Consider the following 15,704-nt stretch of genomic DNA (forward strand, 5'->3'; position numbering starts at 1 on the left):
CAACACCGGTAATCCCCCCATGTGGGAGCGGGCTTGCTCGCGAATGCGGTGCATCAGTCAAAGCAAATATCGACTGACACGACGCCTTCGCGAGCAAGCCCGCTCCCACAGGTTTTTGTGCTGGCCGTGCCTCCGCAGTCAATGACACGAATTCACGGTTTTTTTACGTTTTTTTCTCATTCTGCGCTCTACATTCGCCGCGGCTCAAACATGCAAATGATTCCTATTGATCTACAGTTATTGAGAACCTTCCTCGTCAACACTGTGGACGGCGCAGGCAAAAATCAAAAAATAACAGGAGCACGCATCGCATGACTTCCCGTATCCCTTCGTTTCTTAAAACCGCACTGCTGACCGCCTCACTGGTCAGCGCCGGGCACGTGTATGCCGCCGACGCCGACGGCATCGTGGTCTACAACGCGCAGCACGAGAGCCTGACCAAAGCCTGGATCGAAGGTTTCACCAAGGAGACCGGCATCAAGGTCACCGTGCGCAATGGCGACGACACCGAAATGGGCAACCAGATCGTTCAGGAAGGCGCGGCGTCCCCGGCGGACGTGTTCCTGACCGAAAACTCGCCAGCCATGGTGTTGGTGGATAACGCCGGGTTGTTCGCGCCGGTGGCACCCGCCACTCTGGAACAAGTCGGCGCGCCGTATCGTCCGGCCCACGGCAAATGGGTCGGCATCGCCGCGCGCTCCACGGTGTTTGTCTATAACCCGAGCAAACTGAAGGAAGCCGATCTGCCCAAGTCGCTGCTGGATCTGGCCTCGCCCAACTGGAAAGGTCGCTGGGGCGCTTCGCCGGGCGGTGCGGACTTCCAGGCGATCGTCGCCGCCGTGCTCGAACTCAAGGGCGAAGCCGCCACCCTCGACTGGTTGAAGGCGATGAAAGCCAATTCCACTGCGTACCGAGGCAACAGCGCGGTGCTGAAAGCGGTGAATGCCGGGCAGATCGACAGCGGTGTGATCTACCACTACTACCGCTTCGGCGATCAGGCCAAGACCGGCGAAAACAGCAAGAACACCGAGCTGCACTACTTCAAGCACAAAGATCCGGGCGCGTTTGTCAGCATCTCCGGTGGCGGCGTGCTGGCCTCCAGCAAACACAAGGACCAGGCCCAGGCCTTCCTGAAGTGGGTGACCGGCAAGGACGGCCAAGCGGTGCTGAAGAACGGCAATTCGTTCGAATACGCCGTGGGCCTGAATGCTGAATCCAACCCGAAACTGGTGCCGCTGGCGCAACTCGATGCACCGACCGTCGATGCCTCCAAGCTCGACAGCAAAAAAGCGGTGGAACTGATGACCCAGGCCGGACTGCTCTAATTGATGCCTGAAACCCTGCCGTCGGGTGTCGCTGCGGCGATACCCGCGAATTCGCTGCGCCGCTCCCGCGGCCTGTTTATTGGCCGCGGTGGCGCGTGGGTGACGGGTTTGTCGGTGCTGGTGTCGCTGCTGGCGCTGTTGCCGATTGCCTTCGTGATTGGCGTGTCCTGGCAAACCGGTTGGGCTGGCATCGAGAAACTGGTGTTCCGGCCACGGGTCGGCGAGTTGCTGATCAACACCGTGTTGCTGGTGGTGATCACGCTGCCCCTGTGCATTGCGTTGGGCGTGGCGCTTGCCTGGCTGACCGAACGCACCAACCTGCCGGGACGACGCGGGTGGTCGTTGCTGGCCACCGCGCCATTGGCGGTGCCGGCGTTCGTGCACAGTTATGCGTGGGTCAGTCTGGTGCCGTCGATTCATGGATTACCGGCCGGTGTTTTGGTGTCGGTGATCGCGTATTTCCCGTTCCTTTATCTGCCGGTGGCCGCGACATTGCGTCGGCTCGATCCGGCCATCGAAGACGTTGCCGAATCCCTGGGTCTCAAGCCCTGGGCGGTGTTTTTCCGGGTGGTGTTGCCGCAACTGCGCCTGGCTATTTGCGGCGGTGCGTTGCTGGTCGGCCTGCACTTGCTGGCGGAATATGGCCTATACGCGATGATCCGCTTCGACACCTTTACCACGGCGATTTTCGATCAGTTCAAATCGACGTTTAACGGCCCGGCCGCGCACATGCTGGCCGGGGTTCTGGCCCTGTGCTGCCTGGCCATGCTGACCGTCGAATCGGCGGCGCGTGGCAGTGCTCGTTACGCCCGCGTCGGCTCGGGCAGTGCCCGTGAGCAGCGGATTGTCCTGCTGGATGGCCACACCACCCGGCTCGCCCTCGGCCTGCAAATCGTCACCTGCCTGCTGGCGCTGGGCGTGCCGCTGATCACCCTGGGCAAATGGCTGATCGCCGGAGGCAGCGAGGTCTGGCAATGGGACGAATTGCTGCCGGCCTTGGAGCAGACGCTGTTGCTCGGGCTCGCCGGCGCCGCCCTGACCACCTGCGCGGCGATCCCGATTGCCTGGCTGTCGATTCGTTCGCCGGGGCGTCTGCAACGGGTGCTGGAAAGCTGCAATTACATCACCAGTTCATTGCCCGGCATCGTGGTCGCCCTGGCCTTGGTCACAGTGACGATTCACTTCGCCCGGCCGATCTACCAGACCACCATCACCGTGTTGCTCGCGTATCTGCTGATGTTCCTGCCCCGGGCGCTGGTGAGTTTGCGCGCCGGTATCGCCCAGGCCCCGGTGGAACTGGAAAACATGGCCCGCAGCCTCGGGCGTTCCCCCGGTCGGGCGCTATGGCTCATCACTTTGCGCCTGGCTGCACCGGGTGCGGCGGCGGGCGCTGCGCTGGTGTTTCTCGCGATTACCAACGAACTGACCGCCACCCTGCTGCTGGCGCCCAACGGCACGCGAACCCTGGCCACCGGTTTCTGGGCCTTGACCAGCGAAATCGACTACGCAGCCGCCGCGCCTTACGCGCTGATCATGATCCTGCTGTCGTTGCCGCTGACCGGACTTCTCTATCACCAATCCAAACGCACGGCTGGCCGATGAACGCCCTCGAACTGAACTCGATCTACAAATCCTTTGGCGCCCAGCAAGCCCTGGAGAACATCAGCCTGTCGGTGCCCACCGGCAGCCGCACGGTGATTGTCGGGCCTTCGGGCTCGGGCAAAACCACGTTGCTGCGGATGATCGCCGGTTTCGAATTCCCCGACACCGGCAGCCTCTCGCTCAACGGCCAGACGTTGGTGGACAGCACACACTCGGTGCCGGCGCATCAGCGCTTGATCGGCTACGTGCCCCAGGACGGCGCGCTGTTCCCGCACATGACCGTGGCCGCCAACATCGGCTTCGGTCTGACCGACAAAGGCCCGGCCCGCCAGGAACGCATCGCTGAGTTAATGGACAGCGTCAATCTGGAGTCGAACATGGCCAAGCGCTGGCCCCATGAACTGTCCGGCGGCCAGCAGCAACGGGTGGCCCTGGCCCGGGCGTTGGCGCAACAACCGCGGTTGATGCTGCTGGACGAGCCGTTCTCGGCCCTCGACACCGGTTTGCGCGCGGCCATGCGCAAGATGGTTGCGCGATTGCTGGAGGCGGCCGGCGTCACCACGATTCTGGTGACCCATGACCAGAGCGAAGCGTTGTCGTTCGCCGATCAATTAGCGGTGATGCGTCAGGGCCGGCTGGTGCAGTCGGGGCATCCGATGGATTTGTACCGCTATCCCGATGACGAACAAACCGCGCTGTTTCTCGGCGATGCCGTGGTAATGCCGGCGCGGATCGAGGCCGGTTGGGCCCATTGCGACCTGGGCCGGATACCGGTCAACGATCAGGACAAAAGCGGTTCGGCGCAGATCATGCTGCGGCCCGAGCAACTGCAGATCGGCAACTCGGCGACGGATGTCCACGGCTGTCCCGGCGTGGTCACCGAACGTGACTTCGGTGGCAACACCTGCACCTTGACCGTGGAGTTGCTGCCCAGCGAGTTCGAACCGGGCCGATCCTTGCTGGTGCGCAGTTCCGGCATGCACGCGCCACCGGCCGGCAGCGCGGTTCACCTCACCACCCTTGGCCATGCCCATGTGCTGAGCGACTGACAGCCTTCACAAATCGAAACGATCGACCGCCCGGCGCCGTTCATTGTCATCGCGCACGTCGTAGTTGGCAGTGGTCTGGATGTTGCTGTGATGCGCCAGTTTCTGGGCGATCGACAGGTCGTGTTCTTCAATCACCCGGGTGATAAACGAGCGCCGAAAATCGTGGGGCATGATCTTCACCCCGACCTGGGCGCCCCGCTGCCGGGCGATGTAGTAGATCGCGTGCTTGGTGATGCGCTCGCGGGTAATGTGACTGCCGCGTCGGATACGGTTGAACAGGAACGGATCGTCCTTCTGCCCTTCTCCCAGTTGCGAGCGTCGCAGGTCCAGCCACGCCTCCAGTTTGGCAAACGCCCAGGCCGGCGCGTACTTGATCAACTGCTTGTTGCCCTTGGCCGTGACCCGCAGGCTGCGCTCGCTGAAATCCACCTGGTTTAAATCCAGGTTCACCGACTCCGACTTGCGCATGCCTGAACCGTACAGCACCGCGATGATCGCCGCGTCCCGCAGGCCTTGTGGTCGCGGATCCGCTGCACAGACTTCCATCAACTCTTGAATCAACGTGCGCTTGAGGTTGCGTCCCTGGGACAGCCGCGTGCCGGCGATGCCTTTGACCGAGCGCATTTTCAGCAAGTGTTCCTGGCTGATCAAACTCATGCGCCAGGCTTCATTCATGACCCCGCGCACCGCGTTTACATACAGCGAAGAGGTATTCGGCGCGTAACCATCAGTGCGCAACGCTGCCACTAACGCGACGACATCCTCGGGCTGGAGTTCGTACCAGGGAATCTCCTCGATGTTCATGTCTTCGAAGCCCAGGCGATCCGCCGCGTCTTGCAGGACGTAACGCATGGTCAGTTGGCTGGACGGCGCCAGGCGTGCCAGATACAGGGTCAACGGGTTGGCTTTTGCAGCCCTGGATTCATTAACGGGTAAGTCAATCAAACGAAAAAGCCTTGAATGAAAACGGTTCAACACAACAACTAAAGAGTTCGGCTACTTGCTGTAAGGAGTAGCAAACGTTGGGATTAACGCGATAAACGGTCGAAGTCTGAACTCTAGCTGTCTGAACTTCAGATAAACGAATCGCCGACCGGTTTTTCATGTCCCTTTCACATTTTCGGGCCTACTCTAATTCAAACAGGCCGCCAGCAATCAGTCAGCACAACCTGACGAGGCCGCCGCCAAAAGTCAACCAAAGCAATTTGTAATATTTATGTAGCAACTCATTGATGCGATTTGTTTTTTAGCGTCTACGCTTCGGTGTGGATCCAATCCGTTCGGCCAGAATTTTAGTGTTGTAACCGTCCCGAGGTCCCCATGAGTCAGGCTTTTCTCCCCTTTTCGCGCCCCAGTATCGGCGATGAAGAAATTGCAGCCGTAGAGCAAGTATTGCGCTCTGGCTGGATCACCACCGGGCCAAAAAACCAGGCACTGGAAGAGCACTTCGCCAACTATGTCGGTTGCAAACACGCCGTGGCATTGTCCTCGGCCACCGGTGGCATGCACATCACTTTGCTGGCCTTGGGCATCGGTCCCGGGGATGAAGTCATCACCCCGTCCCAGACCTGGGTGTCCACCGCCAACATGATCTGTCTGTTGGGGGCGACGCCGGTGTTTGTCGATGTCGATCGCGACACCCTGATGACTGATCTGGACAGCATCGAAGCGGCAATCACCCCGCGCACCAAGGCGATTATCCCGGTGCATTACGCCGGCGCGGCGTTCGATCTCGACCCGCTCTATACCCTGGCGGACAAACACGGGATTGCCGTGATCGAAGACGCGGCCCACGCGGCAGGCACGTTTTACAAAGGTCGCCACGTTGGCTCCCAAGGCACGGCGATCTTCTCGTTCCACGCGATCAAGAACATGACCTGCGCCGAAGGCGCGATGTTTGTCAGCGACGACGAAGACCTGGCCAGCCGCGTGCGCATGCTCAAGTTTCACGGCCTGGGTGTCGACGCCTATGATCGCCTGACCGGTGGCCGCAAACCCCAAGCCCAGGTCATCGAACCCGGCTTCAAGTACAACCTGGCCGACATCAACGCCGCCATTGCCCTGGTGCAACTGGAGCGCCTGGACGAAATCAACACCAAGCGCACACAACTGGCCCAGACCTACTTGCAACAACTCGAAGGCCTGCCGGTGCAACCGCTGGCGATCCCGGCCTATGCGCAGCAGCACGCCTGGCACCTGTTCATCCTGCGCATCGACGCCGAGCGCTGCGGGCTCGACCGCGAAGCGTTCATGAAAGCCTTGCAGGAGCAGAACATCGGCACCGGCATCCACTTCATCGCCACCCACCTGCACACCTACTACCGCCAGCGTTTCCCGGACATCTACCTGCCCAATACCGAATGGAACTCGGCGCGGCTGTGTTCGATCCCGTTGTTCCCCGACATGACCACCGACGACGTCGAACGAGTCGTCGGTGCCATTGCCAACATTACGGACAGAAGCCTTTGAAACCTTATCCAATCCGCTGCGTGTCGATCGTTATCCCGGTCTACAACGAAGAAGAAAGCCTGCCCGAGCTGCTGCGTCGCACCGAAGCGGCCTGCGCCCAATTGCATTACGAGTACGAAATCGTGCTGGTGGACGATGGCAGCCGTGACGACTCGGCGCAAATCCTCGAGGACGCCGCCCATCGTGAAGGCAGTCGGGTGGTTGCGGTCATTCTCAACCGCAACTACGGCCAGCACGCCGCAATCATGGCCGGTTTCGAACAGTGCAAGGGCGACGTGGTGATCACCCTCGACGCCGACCTGCAGAACCCGCCGGAAGAAATCCCGCGCCTGGTGGCCCAGGCCGAACTCGGCTATGACGTGGTCGCTACCGTGCGCAACAACCGCCAGGACTCGGCGTTGCGCCGCTGGCCGTCGAAACTGATCAACCTGGCCGTGCAACGTTCCACCGGCGTGGCCATGACCGACTACGGCTGCATGCTGCGGGCCTACCGCCGCACCATCGTCGACGCGATGCTCGCCTGCCGCGAACGCAGTACCTTCATTCCGATCCTGGCCAACAGCTTCGCCCGGCACACCACGGAAATCCTCGTGACCCACGCCGAGCGTGAACACGGCGAATCCAAGTACAGCCCGATGCGCCTGGTCAACCTGATGTTCGACCTGATCACCTGCATGACCACCACCCCGCTGCGCTTGCTGAGCATTGTCGGCTTCTGCATGGCCGGTCTTGGCGTGCTGTTTGCCATTGCGCTGATCGTCCTGCGCCTGGCTTTTGGTGCCGGCTGGGCCGGCGGCGGTACGTTCGTGCTGTTCGCCGTGCTGTTCGTCTTCACCGGCGGGCAATTCATCGGCATGGGCCTGTTGGGTGAATACCTGGGCCGCATGTACAGCGATGTCCGGGCGCGCCCGCGGTTCTTTATCGAAAAAGTCTTGCGTAGCCAACCCGCCTCCCCTGCTCCCGTTGTCACGGTCGACGGTCTCACTTCCACTTCTTCAGAACAGGTTCTCTCATGAGCAAAAAAGCTGTTGTCTTCGCCTATCACGATATCGGCTGTGCCGGCATCGACGCCCTGCTTGGCGCAGGTTATGAGATTGCGGCCGTGTTCACCCACGCCGATGACCCGAAGGAAAACGCTTTCTACGGCTCCGTCGCACAACTGTGCGCCAATAAAGGCATTCCGGTGCACGCCCCGGAAGATGCCAACCATCCGCTGTGGATCGAACGCATCAGCAAGCTCAACCCGGACTACATTTTCTCGTTCTACTATCGCAACCTGCTGAGCGAGCCGCTGCTGGCCACCGCGAGCAAAGGCGCGTTCAACCTGCACGGCTCGTTGCTGCCGCTGTATCGCGGCCGCGCCCCGGCCAATTGGGTGCTGGTCAACGGCGAAACCGAAACCGGCGTGACCCTGCACCGCATGGTCAAGCGTGCCGATGCCGGCGCCATCCTGGCCCAGCAAAAGGTCGGGATCGAGCGCTCCGACACCGCCCTGAGCCTGCATGCCAAGCTGCGTGACGCCGCCAGTTCGTTGCTGCGCGACACCCTGCCGGCGCTGCTGCAAGGCAAAGTCACGGAAACCCCGCAAGACGAATCCAAAGCCACCGTGTTTGGCCGTCGTACCCCGGCCGACGGCAAACTGGTCTGGAAAAAACCGGCGGAAGAACTGTTCAACCTGGTTCGCGCTGTCACCCAACCTTACCCGGGCGCGTTCTGCGACGTCGGCGAGCACAAGTTGATTGTCTGGGGTGCGCAAGTCGCCAAAGGCAACGAAGGTCAGGCCCCGGGCCGCGTGATCAGCGTCGATCCGCTGCGCATCGCGTGTGGCGAAGACTCGCTGGTGATCACTGCCGGTCAGCGCAACGACACCGGTCTGTACCTGAGTGGGCCGCAACTGGCCAACGAGCTGGGCCTGGTGGACGGTTCGGTGCTGCGTGGCGCCGAGTCTGGTCGCAAACCCCGCCGCACTCGCGTGCTGATCCTTGGCGTCAACGGCTTTATCGGCAACCACTTGTCCGAGCGCCTGTTGCGTGACGACCGCTATGAAGTCTATGGCCTGGACATCGGTTCCGACGCCATCGAGCGCCTGCGCAGCCACCCGAATTTCCACTTCGTCGAAGGCGACATCAGCATTCACTCCGAGTGGATCGAGTACCACATCAAGAAGTGCGACGTGGTCCTGCCGCTGGTGGCCATCGCCACGCCAATCGAATACACCCGCAACCCGTTGCGCGTATTCGAACTGGACTTCGAAGAAAACCTGAAACTGGTGCGCTACTGCGTCAAGTACAACAAGCGCGTGATCTTCCCGTCGACCTCGGAAGTCTATGGCATGTGCCAGGACGCACGTTTCGATGAAGATACCTCGAACCTGGTCCTCGGCCCGATCAACAAACAACGCTGGATCTACTCGGTTTCAAAGCAATTGCTCGACCGCGTGATCTGGGCTTACGGCCAGAAAGGCCTGAACTTCACCCTGTTCCGTCCTTTCAACTGGATGGGCCCGCGCCTTGATCGTCTGGACTCGGCGCGCATCGGCAGTTCCCGAGCCATCACCCAGTTGATCCTGAATCTGGTGGAAGGCACCCCGATTCGCCTGTTCGACGGCGGCGAGCAAAAACGCTGCTTTACTGACATCGCTGACGGCGTCGAGGCACTGGCGCGGATCATCGATAACGACAACGACGTGTGCAACGGCCAGATCATCAACATCGGCAACCCGGACAACGAAGCCAGCATCCGCCAGTTGGGCGAAGAGCTGCTGCGTCAGTTCGAAGCTCACCCGCTGCGCAGCAACTTCCCGCCGTTCGCCGGTTTCCGCGACGTGGAAAGCAAGGCGTTCTACGGCACCGGTTACCAGGACGTGTCGCACCGTAAACCAAGCATCGACAACGCCAAGCGCCTGCTGGACTGGACGCCGACCGTCGAGATGAGCGAGACGATTGGCAACACGCTGGACTTCTTCCTGCGTGAAGCCATGCTCGAAATTGCGGACAAGCGCTGATGCAGGCAGGCCTTCGAATCGATGTCGACACTTACCGAGGCACCCGTGACGGTGTGCCCCGGTTGCTGGAAATCCTCGATGAGGCCCAGGTCAAGGCGACGTTTTTCTTCAGCGTCGGGCCGGACAACATGGGACGCCACTTGTGGCGCCTCATCCGCCCGCAATTCCTCTGGAAAATGCTGCGGTCCAACGCCGCCGGCCTGTATGGCTGGGACATTTTGCTGGCCGGGACTGCCTGGCCGGGCAAACCGATCGGTCGCGACCTCGGGCACTTGATGCGTCAGGCCCGGGCTTCCGGGCATGAAGTCGGCCTGCACGCCTGGGATCACCACGGCTGGCAGGCCAATGCCGGGCGCTGGAGCGATGTGCAACTGATCGAGCAAATTCGCCGGGGCGTCGACAGCCTCAGCGACATCCTCGGGGAAAAAGTCGACTGCTCGGCCTCCGCCGGTTGGCGGGCGGACGAGCGCGTGATCGAAGCCAAGCAGGCGTTCGGCTTTCGCTACAACAGCGATTGTCGGGGCCAAAGCCTGTTCCAGCCGACCTTGGCCAATGGCTTGTTAGGCGCGCCGCAAATCCCGGTGGACTTGCCGACCTTCGATGAGGTGGTCGGGCCGACCGTGGCCGCCAAGGACTTCAACGCTTTCATTCTCGACCGCTTCACCCCTGAAAAACTCAACGTCTACACGATCCACGCCGAAGTAGAAGGGATTCTGATGGCCCACGATTTTCGTCAACTGCTGGCCGATGCGCGCCAGCGTGATATTTGCTTCAAACCCTTGGGCGAGCTGTTGCCCGAGTCATTCGCCAGCCTGCCGGCCGGGCGTGTGGTACGCGGCGCCCTCGATGGCCGTGAAGGCTGGTTGGGAGTGCAAGGCGCATGAGTAAACGCTGGGCCTTGCCTGTGTTGCTGCTCGTCATGTTGCTGGCTTACCTGTTGCCATTGGGCACCCATGGCCTGTGGATTCCCGATGAAACCCGCTACGCCCAGATCAGCCAGGACATGCTCCTGAGCGGTAACTGGGTGTCGCCGCACTTCATGGGCGTGCGCTATTTCGAGAAACCAGTGGCCGGCTACTGGATGATCGCCCTGGGTCAGGCAGTGTTTGGTGAGAATCTGTTCGGCGTGCGCTTCGCCTCGGCCCTGAGCACCGGGCTGAGCGTGTTGCTGTGCTATCTGATCGCCCGGCGCCTGTGGAACGACCCGCGCAAAAGTTTTGCCTGCGCGTTGCTGTACATGAGTTTCACCGTGGTCGCCGGTCAGGCCGGTTACGCCAACCTCGATCCGCAATTCACGTTCTGGGTCAATTTGAGCCTGGTGGCCCTGTGGTTTGCGCTGGACAGCGTCACCCGTGGCCAGCGGCTGTTGAGCTGGGCCGCGTTGGGACTGGCCTGCGGCATGGGCTTCATGACCAAGGGTTTTCTCGCCTGGGTGTTGCCGGTGCTGGTCGCCCTGCCGTGGATGCTCTGGCAGAAACGCTGGCGTGAACTGCTGGTCTACGGCCCCCTCGCGATCGTCGTGGCCATCGCGGTCAGCCTGCCGTGGGCCTTGGCCGTGCATGCCCAGGAACCGGATTACTGGCGGTTCTTCTTCTGGCACGAGCACATTCGACGCTTTGCCGGCGATGATGCCCAGCACGACGCGCCCTGGTGGTTTTACCTGCCGCTGCTGGTGGCGTTCAGTCTGCCGTGGGCGGTGTTGCTGCCGACGGCGCTGAAACAGGCCTGGCAGACCCGCCGCCAGGTGAGCATCGCTTTCCTGCTGTTGTGGCTGCTGATGCCGCTGATGTTCTTCAGCCTGAGCAACGGCAAGTTGCCGACCTACATCCTGCCGTGCCTGCTGCCCCTGGCCCTGTTGCTGGGTAATGCGCTGGCCGATCGTTTGCGCCTTGAGCAAGGCCGGGCGCTGGGACTCAATGGCCTGCTGAATCTGGTACTGGGCCTGACGGTGCTGTTGGCCCTGGTGTACCTGCAACTGAAAAAGCCGCTGTACGAACTCGAACTGCACAACCTGGTGCTGGTGTTTATTGCGCTGATCGGCTGGATCATGGCCAACCTGCTGCAAGCCTTTCGGCCCCTGCAATGCTGGGCGGCGCCGGCGTTCGGGAGTTTGCTGTTCATCGGCCTGATTCCGTCCGGGTTGCCCAACTCGGTGGTGGCGAACAAGACCCCTGACCAGTTCATCCTTGAACACGCCCAGGAACTCAGCCAGACCAGCCAGTTGATGAGCAACGACCTGGGCGCTGCGTCGGCCCTGGCCTGGCGCCTGCAGCGTCCGCAAGTGGCGCTGTTCAACACCGTTGGTGAACTGAAATACGGCCTTAATTTCCCTGAAGCGCGCAATCGCCGGATCACTCTCTACAAAGTGCAACAGTGGATGCGCGATGCTCGCAAGCAGGGTTCCGTGGGCGTGGTCATGCGGGTCAAGGGTGACGACGAACTGCAGGAAGTGGATCTGTTGCCTAAAGAGGGCAAGCGTTATGAGCAAGGCAACCTGGTGATTCTGATTATTCCCAAGGACGCGGCATGAGCCTGCTTCTTTTGCTGACCGCGTGCGTGCTGACGTGCCTGGGCCAGATTGCCCAGAAGTACGCCGTGGAGAGCTGGCGCGGCAAGGACACAGGCTGGGGCGAGAAACTGCGCTCGCCATGGCTGTGGTTGGCGCTGTTCTCGCTCGGCCTCGGTTTGCTGGTCTGGCTGCTGGTGTTGCAGCGCCTGGAAGTCGGCATCGCCTATCCGATGCTCAGCCTCAATTTTGTGCTGATCACTTTGGTCGCCCGATTCATCTTTCACGAACCCGTCGACCGCCGTCATTGGCTCGGTGTGGCGCTGGTGATCGGTGGTGTGGTTTTGCTGGGGCAACACGCATGAGCCTGCGCCGTGGAATCACCTTCGCCCTGGGCAGCGTGATGCTCGCCAGCGCCGCGCAATTGGGCATGCGCTGGAGCATGAGCCGCCTGCCGCAACCGGATCAATGGCTGACCGCCCTGGGCAATGGCAGCGTGAATTTGGCCGCGATCGGCGTGGTGCTGGCGGCGATCCTCGCCTACGCCCTGTCGATGCTCAGTTGGCTGCTCGCCCTGCGCGACGTGCCGCTGGGGCGAGCCTATTCGCTGCTGAGCATCAGCTACGCGCTGGTGTACCTGTTGGCCGCCAGCCTGCCGGTGTTCAACGAACAATTCAGTCTCGCAAAAAGCCTGGGGGTGGCCCTGGTCATCCTCGGTGTCATCACCATCAACTCTCGACCTGCTCGCGTCTCCGTTCTCAGGAATGACCCATGAAAATCAGTGTATTTGGTAGTGGTTACGTTGGCCTTGTACAGGCTGCCGTTCTGGCTGAAGTCGGCCACGATGTGATCTGCATGGACATTGATGCCAAAAAGGTCGAATTGCTCCAGCAGGGCCACGTCAGCATCTTCGAACCGGGATTGGCCAGTCTGGTCAAGGAGAGCCTGGAGGCCAAGCGCCTGCAGTTCACCACCGACGAAAAACTGGCCGTACAGCATGGCGAAGTGTTGTTTATCGCCGTGGGCACGCCGTCCAGCGAGGACGGTTCGGCTGACCTGAAATACGTGCTGTCGGTCGGTGATGCCGTGGCCCGTCATCGCGAGCAACCGGTCATCCTGGTGGAGAAATCCACCGTACCGGTGGGCACTGGCGACACGTTGCGTAGCCACATCGAGCGCCGGCTCCAGGAGGCTAATCGACTGTTGCAGTTCGATATCGTCTCCAACCCCGAGTTTCTCAAGGAAGGTTCGGCGGTGGCTGATTGCCGGCGTCCGGACCGCATCATCATCGGCTGCGAACGTGACGAAGTGCGCGACGTCATGCGCGATCTCTACGCGCCGTTCAACCGTAACCATGACCGCATCATGTTCATGGACCTGCGCAGCGCCGAGCTGACCAAATACGCCGCCAACTGCATGCTGGCGACCAAGATCAGCTTCATCAACCAGATTGCCGAACTGGCCGAACACCTGGGGGCCGACATTGAATCCGTGCGCCTGGGCATCGGCGCGGATTCGCGCATCGGCTACCACTTCATCTATCCGGGCTGCGGGTATGGCGGCTCGTGCTTTCCCAAGGACATGCGCGCGCTGATTCACAGCGCCGAAGAGGCGCACTGCTCCAGCGACCTGCTACAAGCGGTGGAAGCCATCAACCAGCGGCAGAAGCACAAATTGTTCGAGCGCGTGAATGCGTTCTACAAGGGCAACCTCGCGGGCAAGACCTTTGCCGTGTGGGGCCTGGCGTTCAAGCCAAACACCGATGACATGCGCGATGCGCCGAGCCGGGTGTTGCTGGAATCCTTGTGGGCGGCGGGCGCCAATGTGCGGGCGTTCGACCCGGAAGCGATGCAGGAAACCCAGCATTTGTACCCGGACGAATCGAAGCTGATGCTGATGGGCACGCCGGAATCGGTACTCGCCGGCGCCGATGCGCTGATCATCTGCACCGAATGGCAACAGTTCAAGGCACCGGATTTCGACCTGATCCGCCAGCGCCTGACCGCGCCAGTGATCTTCGACGGACGCAACGTGTATGACGCCGAGCGCTTGTCCCGCAGCGGCTTCCTGTACTTCCCGATGGGGCGTGGGGATTCGCGCAACCTGCCGATTCCGCACCAGCAATGGTCTGCCATCTCGTCGGTTGCCTGACGGTGAATGACACTGTCCGTCGACAGTCCCTCGGTCTGGGGCTGTTGGCACTGCTGTTGTTCATGGCCGGGGTTTATCAGCAGGCTGCCATCGGTTTCGATTCGCGGTTCGTGCTGTTCGCCCAGGAAATGCTGCGCCACGGGCCGACAGTTTTTTCCCACGACCTATGGCCAGCCCTATGCCGACTATTCGGCGCTGAGCACATTGTTCGTCTGGTTGCTGTCGCTGCCATTTGGGCAAGTGAATGCCTTCAGCGCCTGGTTGCCGAGTGCGCTGGCCGGCGCAGTGATTGTCACGTTGATGTACCGGCTGCTGGCGCCCTATTCCACTCGCTGGGCGTTGCTGAGCATTGCCCTGCTGTTGCTGACCAACACTTTCGTCACCGAAACTCGCGCGGTGTCTTTGGATCTGATGCTGGCGGCGGTGGCGTTTTCGGTGTTCTACCTGGGTTATGCCGCCGACCACTTTGGCGCGCCGCGTCGCTGGTTGCTGATCTTTGCCTTGTTGCTGCTGGGTTTCGGGATTCGCGGGCCGATTGGCCTGGTGGTGCCGACCGGCATGCTGTGCAGTTACTTCCTGCTCAATCGCCAGTGGCGACGGCTGTTGGCTTTCGGGTGGGTCGCCGCCGGGTTGCTGGTGCTGTGCATCGGTGTGCTGTTGCTGCTGGCCAAGCTCAGCGGTGGCCCGGCCTTTATGCAAGACGTGATTCGCATGCAGTTCATGGGACGCATGGACGGCAGTGAAGGTGTCAGCGGTTCGCTGTATTACTTCACCAGTTCCATGGGCAACTATGCGTTGGCGTATCCATTGGGGTTGTTGGCGCTGGCGGCGATCTTCCTGACCAATCCGCGTGAAGCCGGGCCGCAACTGCGTCTGGTGCAGTACTGCGCGGCAGCCGGGTTGATCGTGATGCTCGGATTGTCGATTCCCCAGGCGAAAAAGGCCCGGTACCTACTGCCGATGCTGCCCATGGCCGCGATTATTGCGGCGTATCCGTTTCAGGTAGCCCAAGGCCGGTTGTTCGGCGTTTTGCGTGGTGTGATGCAAGGCCTGTGGCTGTTGATTCCGGCGTTGTTGATCATCGGATTGTTAGTTGGCCAGCGGCGCTTTCCCGACATGTTGACCTCGCTGGCACCGATATTGATTGTCCTCGGCGTGTTGCAAGCGGTCGCTTTGGCCGCGTTTTTTTGGCCCACATGGCGGGCGCAGATATTGGCGTTTTGCGCGGTACTGGGACTGTGGTCGGTGTACATCCTGGTGTTCGAACCGGTGGAACGGCAGCTCTACGATTCAAGCAGCTTCAGTCGTGCAGCCTTCTCTCTCGTACAACAAGAGCCGGCGCCGCTAGTGCTGTTCGGCATGGGCAAAGACGCCAAGGCGATCAAGTTCATGGTCAATATCGAACAGGATCTGCAACCGGTGTTCACCGAATCGGTCCAGGAACTGGAAACCATCAAGGCGCCAGTTTGGGTGATGCTGGATCAGAGTGATTACAAAGCCCTGAAAGGCACATTGCTGGGTTCGCTGGAACCTGCGTTGATCGGGCGTTTCGATAAAAACGATTACGTCCTGCTGCACCTCGAGCCCTGACGCGTAAC

Annotated in this window: 12 protein-coding genes and 1 pseudogene; 12 read left to right on the forward strand and 1 reads right to left on the reverse strand. The window is 61.1% G+C overall.

Features of this window, described 5'->3' with window-relative positions:
* Positions 1-311 precede the first annotated feature (311 nt).
* From ACIQY3_RS19795 to ACIQY3_RS19805, 3 genes are read left to right on the forward strand one after another with little or no spacing between them, the layout of a single operon-like run.
* Positions 312-1,325 carry an iron ABC transporter substrate-binding protein gene (locus tag ACIQY3_RS19795; RefSeq protein WP_403022398.1) on the forward strand — a complete coding sequence of 338 codons (1,014 nt, stop codon included), beginning with the start codon at positions 312-314 and terminating at the stop codon, positions 1,323-1,325.
* A gap of 3 nt (positions 1,326-1,328) precedes the next feature.
* A complete protein-coding gene (locus ACIQY3_RS19800; RefSeq protein WP_403022400.1) occupies positions 1,329-2,927 on the forward strand; it encodes an ABC transporter permease in 1,599 nt (532 codons plus the stop codon).
* Positions 2,924-3,976 carry an ABC transporter ATP-binding protein gene (locus tag ACIQY3_RS19805; protein ID WP_403022402.1) on the forward strand — a complete coding sequence of 351 codons (1,053 nt, stop codon included), beginning with the start codon at positions 2,924-2,926 and terminating at the stop codon, positions 3,974-3,976. Before ACIQY3_RS19800 ends, ACIQY3_RS19805 begins: the two co-directional genes overlap by 4 nt.
* A gap of 6 nt (positions 3,977-3,982) precedes the next feature.
* On the opposite strand, the gene xerC is transcribed toward ACIQY3_RS19805, so the two are convergent.
* Positions 3,983-4,921 carry a tyrosine recombinase XerC gene (gene xerC / locus ACIQY3_RS19810; RefSeq protein ID WP_403022404.1) on the reverse strand — a complete coding sequence of 313 codons (939 nt, stop codon included), beginning with the start codon at positions 4,919-4,921 and terminating at the stop codon, positions 3,983-3,985.
* 375 nt (positions 4,922-5,296) lie between these two features.
* Here xerC and arnB point away from each other — a divergent pair, with 375 nt between their 5' ends.
* The 9 genes and pseudogenes from arnB (at position 5,297) to ACIQY3_RS19855 (ending at position 15,696) form a co-directional block, all read left to right on the forward strand.
* Complete coding sequence (gene arnB / locus ACIQY3_RS19815) at positions 5,297-6,445, forward strand: UDP-4-amino-4-deoxy-L-arabinose aminotransferase (protein ID WP_403022406.1); 1,149 nt, start codon at positions 5,297-5,299, stop codon at positions 6,443-6,445.
* Entirely contained in the window at positions 6,442-7,461 is a 1,020-nt protein-coding gene (gene arnC / locus ACIQY3_RS19820; protein ID WP_403022408.1) for an undecaprenyl-phosphate 4-deoxy-4-formamido-L-arabinose transferase, read from the forward strand. The genes arnB and arnC overlap by 4 nt, the downstream gene beginning before the upstream one ends.
* On the forward strand, positions 7,458-9,449 hold the full coding sequence (gene arnA, locus ACIQY3_RS19825) for a bifunctional UDP-4-amino-4-deoxy-L-arabinose formyltransferase/UDP-glucuronic acid oxidase ArnA (protein ID WP_403022410.1): 1,992 nt from the start codon (positions 7,458-7,460) through the stop codon (positions 9,447-9,449). The genes arnC and arnA overlap by 4 nt, the downstream gene beginning before the upstream one ends.
* Entirely contained in the window at positions 9,449-10,333 is an 885-nt protein-coding gene (gene arnD, locus ACIQY3_RS19830) for a 4-deoxy-4-formamido-L-arabinose-phosphoundecaprenol deformylase (RefSeq protein ID WP_403022412.1), read from the forward strand. The genes arnA and arnD overlap by 1 nt, the downstream gene beginning before the upstream one ends.
* Positions 10,330-11,979 carry a lipid IV(A) 4-amino-4-deoxy-L-arabinosyltransferase gene (gene arnT / locus ACIQY3_RS19835; protein ID WP_403022414.1) on the forward strand — a complete coding sequence of 550 codons (1,650 nt, stop codon included), beginning with the start codon at positions 10,330-10,332 and terminating at the stop codon, positions 11,977-11,979. The genes arnD and arnT overlap by 4 nt, the downstream gene beginning before the upstream one ends.
* Positions 11,976-12,320: a 4-amino-4-deoxy-L-arabinose-phosphoundecaprenol flippase subunit ArnE gene (gene arnE, locus ACIQY3_RS19840; protein ID WP_403022416.1), complete on the forward strand. Its 345-nt coding sequence runs from the start codon at positions 11,976-11,978 to the stop codon at positions 12,318-12,320. Before arnT ends, arnE begins: the two co-directional genes overlap by 4 nt.
* Positions 12,317-12,730: a 4-amino-4-deoxy-L-arabinose-phosphoundecaprenol flippase subunit ArnF gene (arnF, locus tag ACIQY3_RS19845; RefSeq protein WP_403022418.1), complete on the forward strand. Its 414-nt coding sequence runs from the start codon at positions 12,317-12,319 to the stop codon at positions 12,728-12,730. The genes arnE and arnF overlap by 4 nt, the downstream gene beginning before the upstream one ends.
* Positions 12,727-14,106, forward strand: coding sequence for a UDP-glucose dehydrogenase family protein (locus tag ACIQY3_RS19850; protein WP_403022420.1), 1,380 nt, complete (start codon positions 12,727-12,729; stop codon positions 14,104-14,106). The genes arnF and ACIQY3_RS19850 overlap by 4 nt, the downstream gene beginning before the upstream one ends.
* Positions 14,079-15,696, forward strand: a pseudogene (locus ACIQY3_RS19855) (ArnT family glycosyltransferase). Before ACIQY3_RS19850 ends, ACIQY3_RS19855 begins: the two are co-directional and overlap by 28 nt.
* The last annotated feature ends 8 nt before the right edge of the window (positions 15,697-15,704 follow it).

This window comes from Pseudomonas sp. NPDC096950, assembly GCF_044762525.1.
Classification (GTDB): Bacteria; Pseudomonadota; Gammaproteobacteria; order Pseudomonadales; family Pseudomonadaceae; genus Aquipseudomonas.

Coding starts and splice junctions, on each gene's coding strand:
- ACIQY3_RS19805 (WP_403022402.1), top strand. CDS start 2,924: ATGAACGCCCTCGAACTGAACTCGATCTACAAATCCTTTGGCGCCCAG.
- arnB (WP_403022406.1), top strand. CDS start 5,297: ATGAGTCAGGCTTTTCTCCCCTTTTCGCGCCCCAGTATCGGCGATGAA.
- arnF (WP_403022418.1), top strand. CDS start 12,317: ATGAGCCTGCGCCGTGGAATCACCTTCGCCCTGGGCAGCGTGATGCTC.
- arnD (WP_403022412.1), top strand. CDS start 9,449: ATGCAGGCAGGCCTTCGAATCGATGTCGACACTTACCGAGGCACCCGT.
- ACIQY3_RS19800 (WP_403022400.1), top strand. CDS start 1,329: ATGCCTGAAACCCTGCCGTCGGGTGTCGCTGCGGCGATACCCGCGAAT.
- ACIQY3_RS19795 (WP_403022398.1), top strand. CDS start 312: ATGACTTCCCGTATCCCTTCGTTTCTTAAAACCGCACTGCTGACCGCC.
- ACIQY3_RS19850 (WP_403022420.1), top strand. CDS start 12,727: ATGAAAATCAGTGTATTTGGTAGTGGTTACGTTGGCCTTGTACAGGCT.
- arnT (WP_403022414.1), top strand. CDS start 10,330: ATGAGTAAACGCTGGGCCTTGCCTGTGTTGCTGCTCGTCATGTTGCTG.
- arnA (WP_403022410.1), top strand. CDS start 7,458: ATGAGCAAAAAAGCTGTTGTCTTCGCCTATCACGATATCGGCTGTGCC.
- arnE (WP_403022416.1), top strand. CDS start 11,976: ATGAGCCTGCTTCTTTTGCTGACCGCGTGCGTGCTGACGTGCCTGGGC.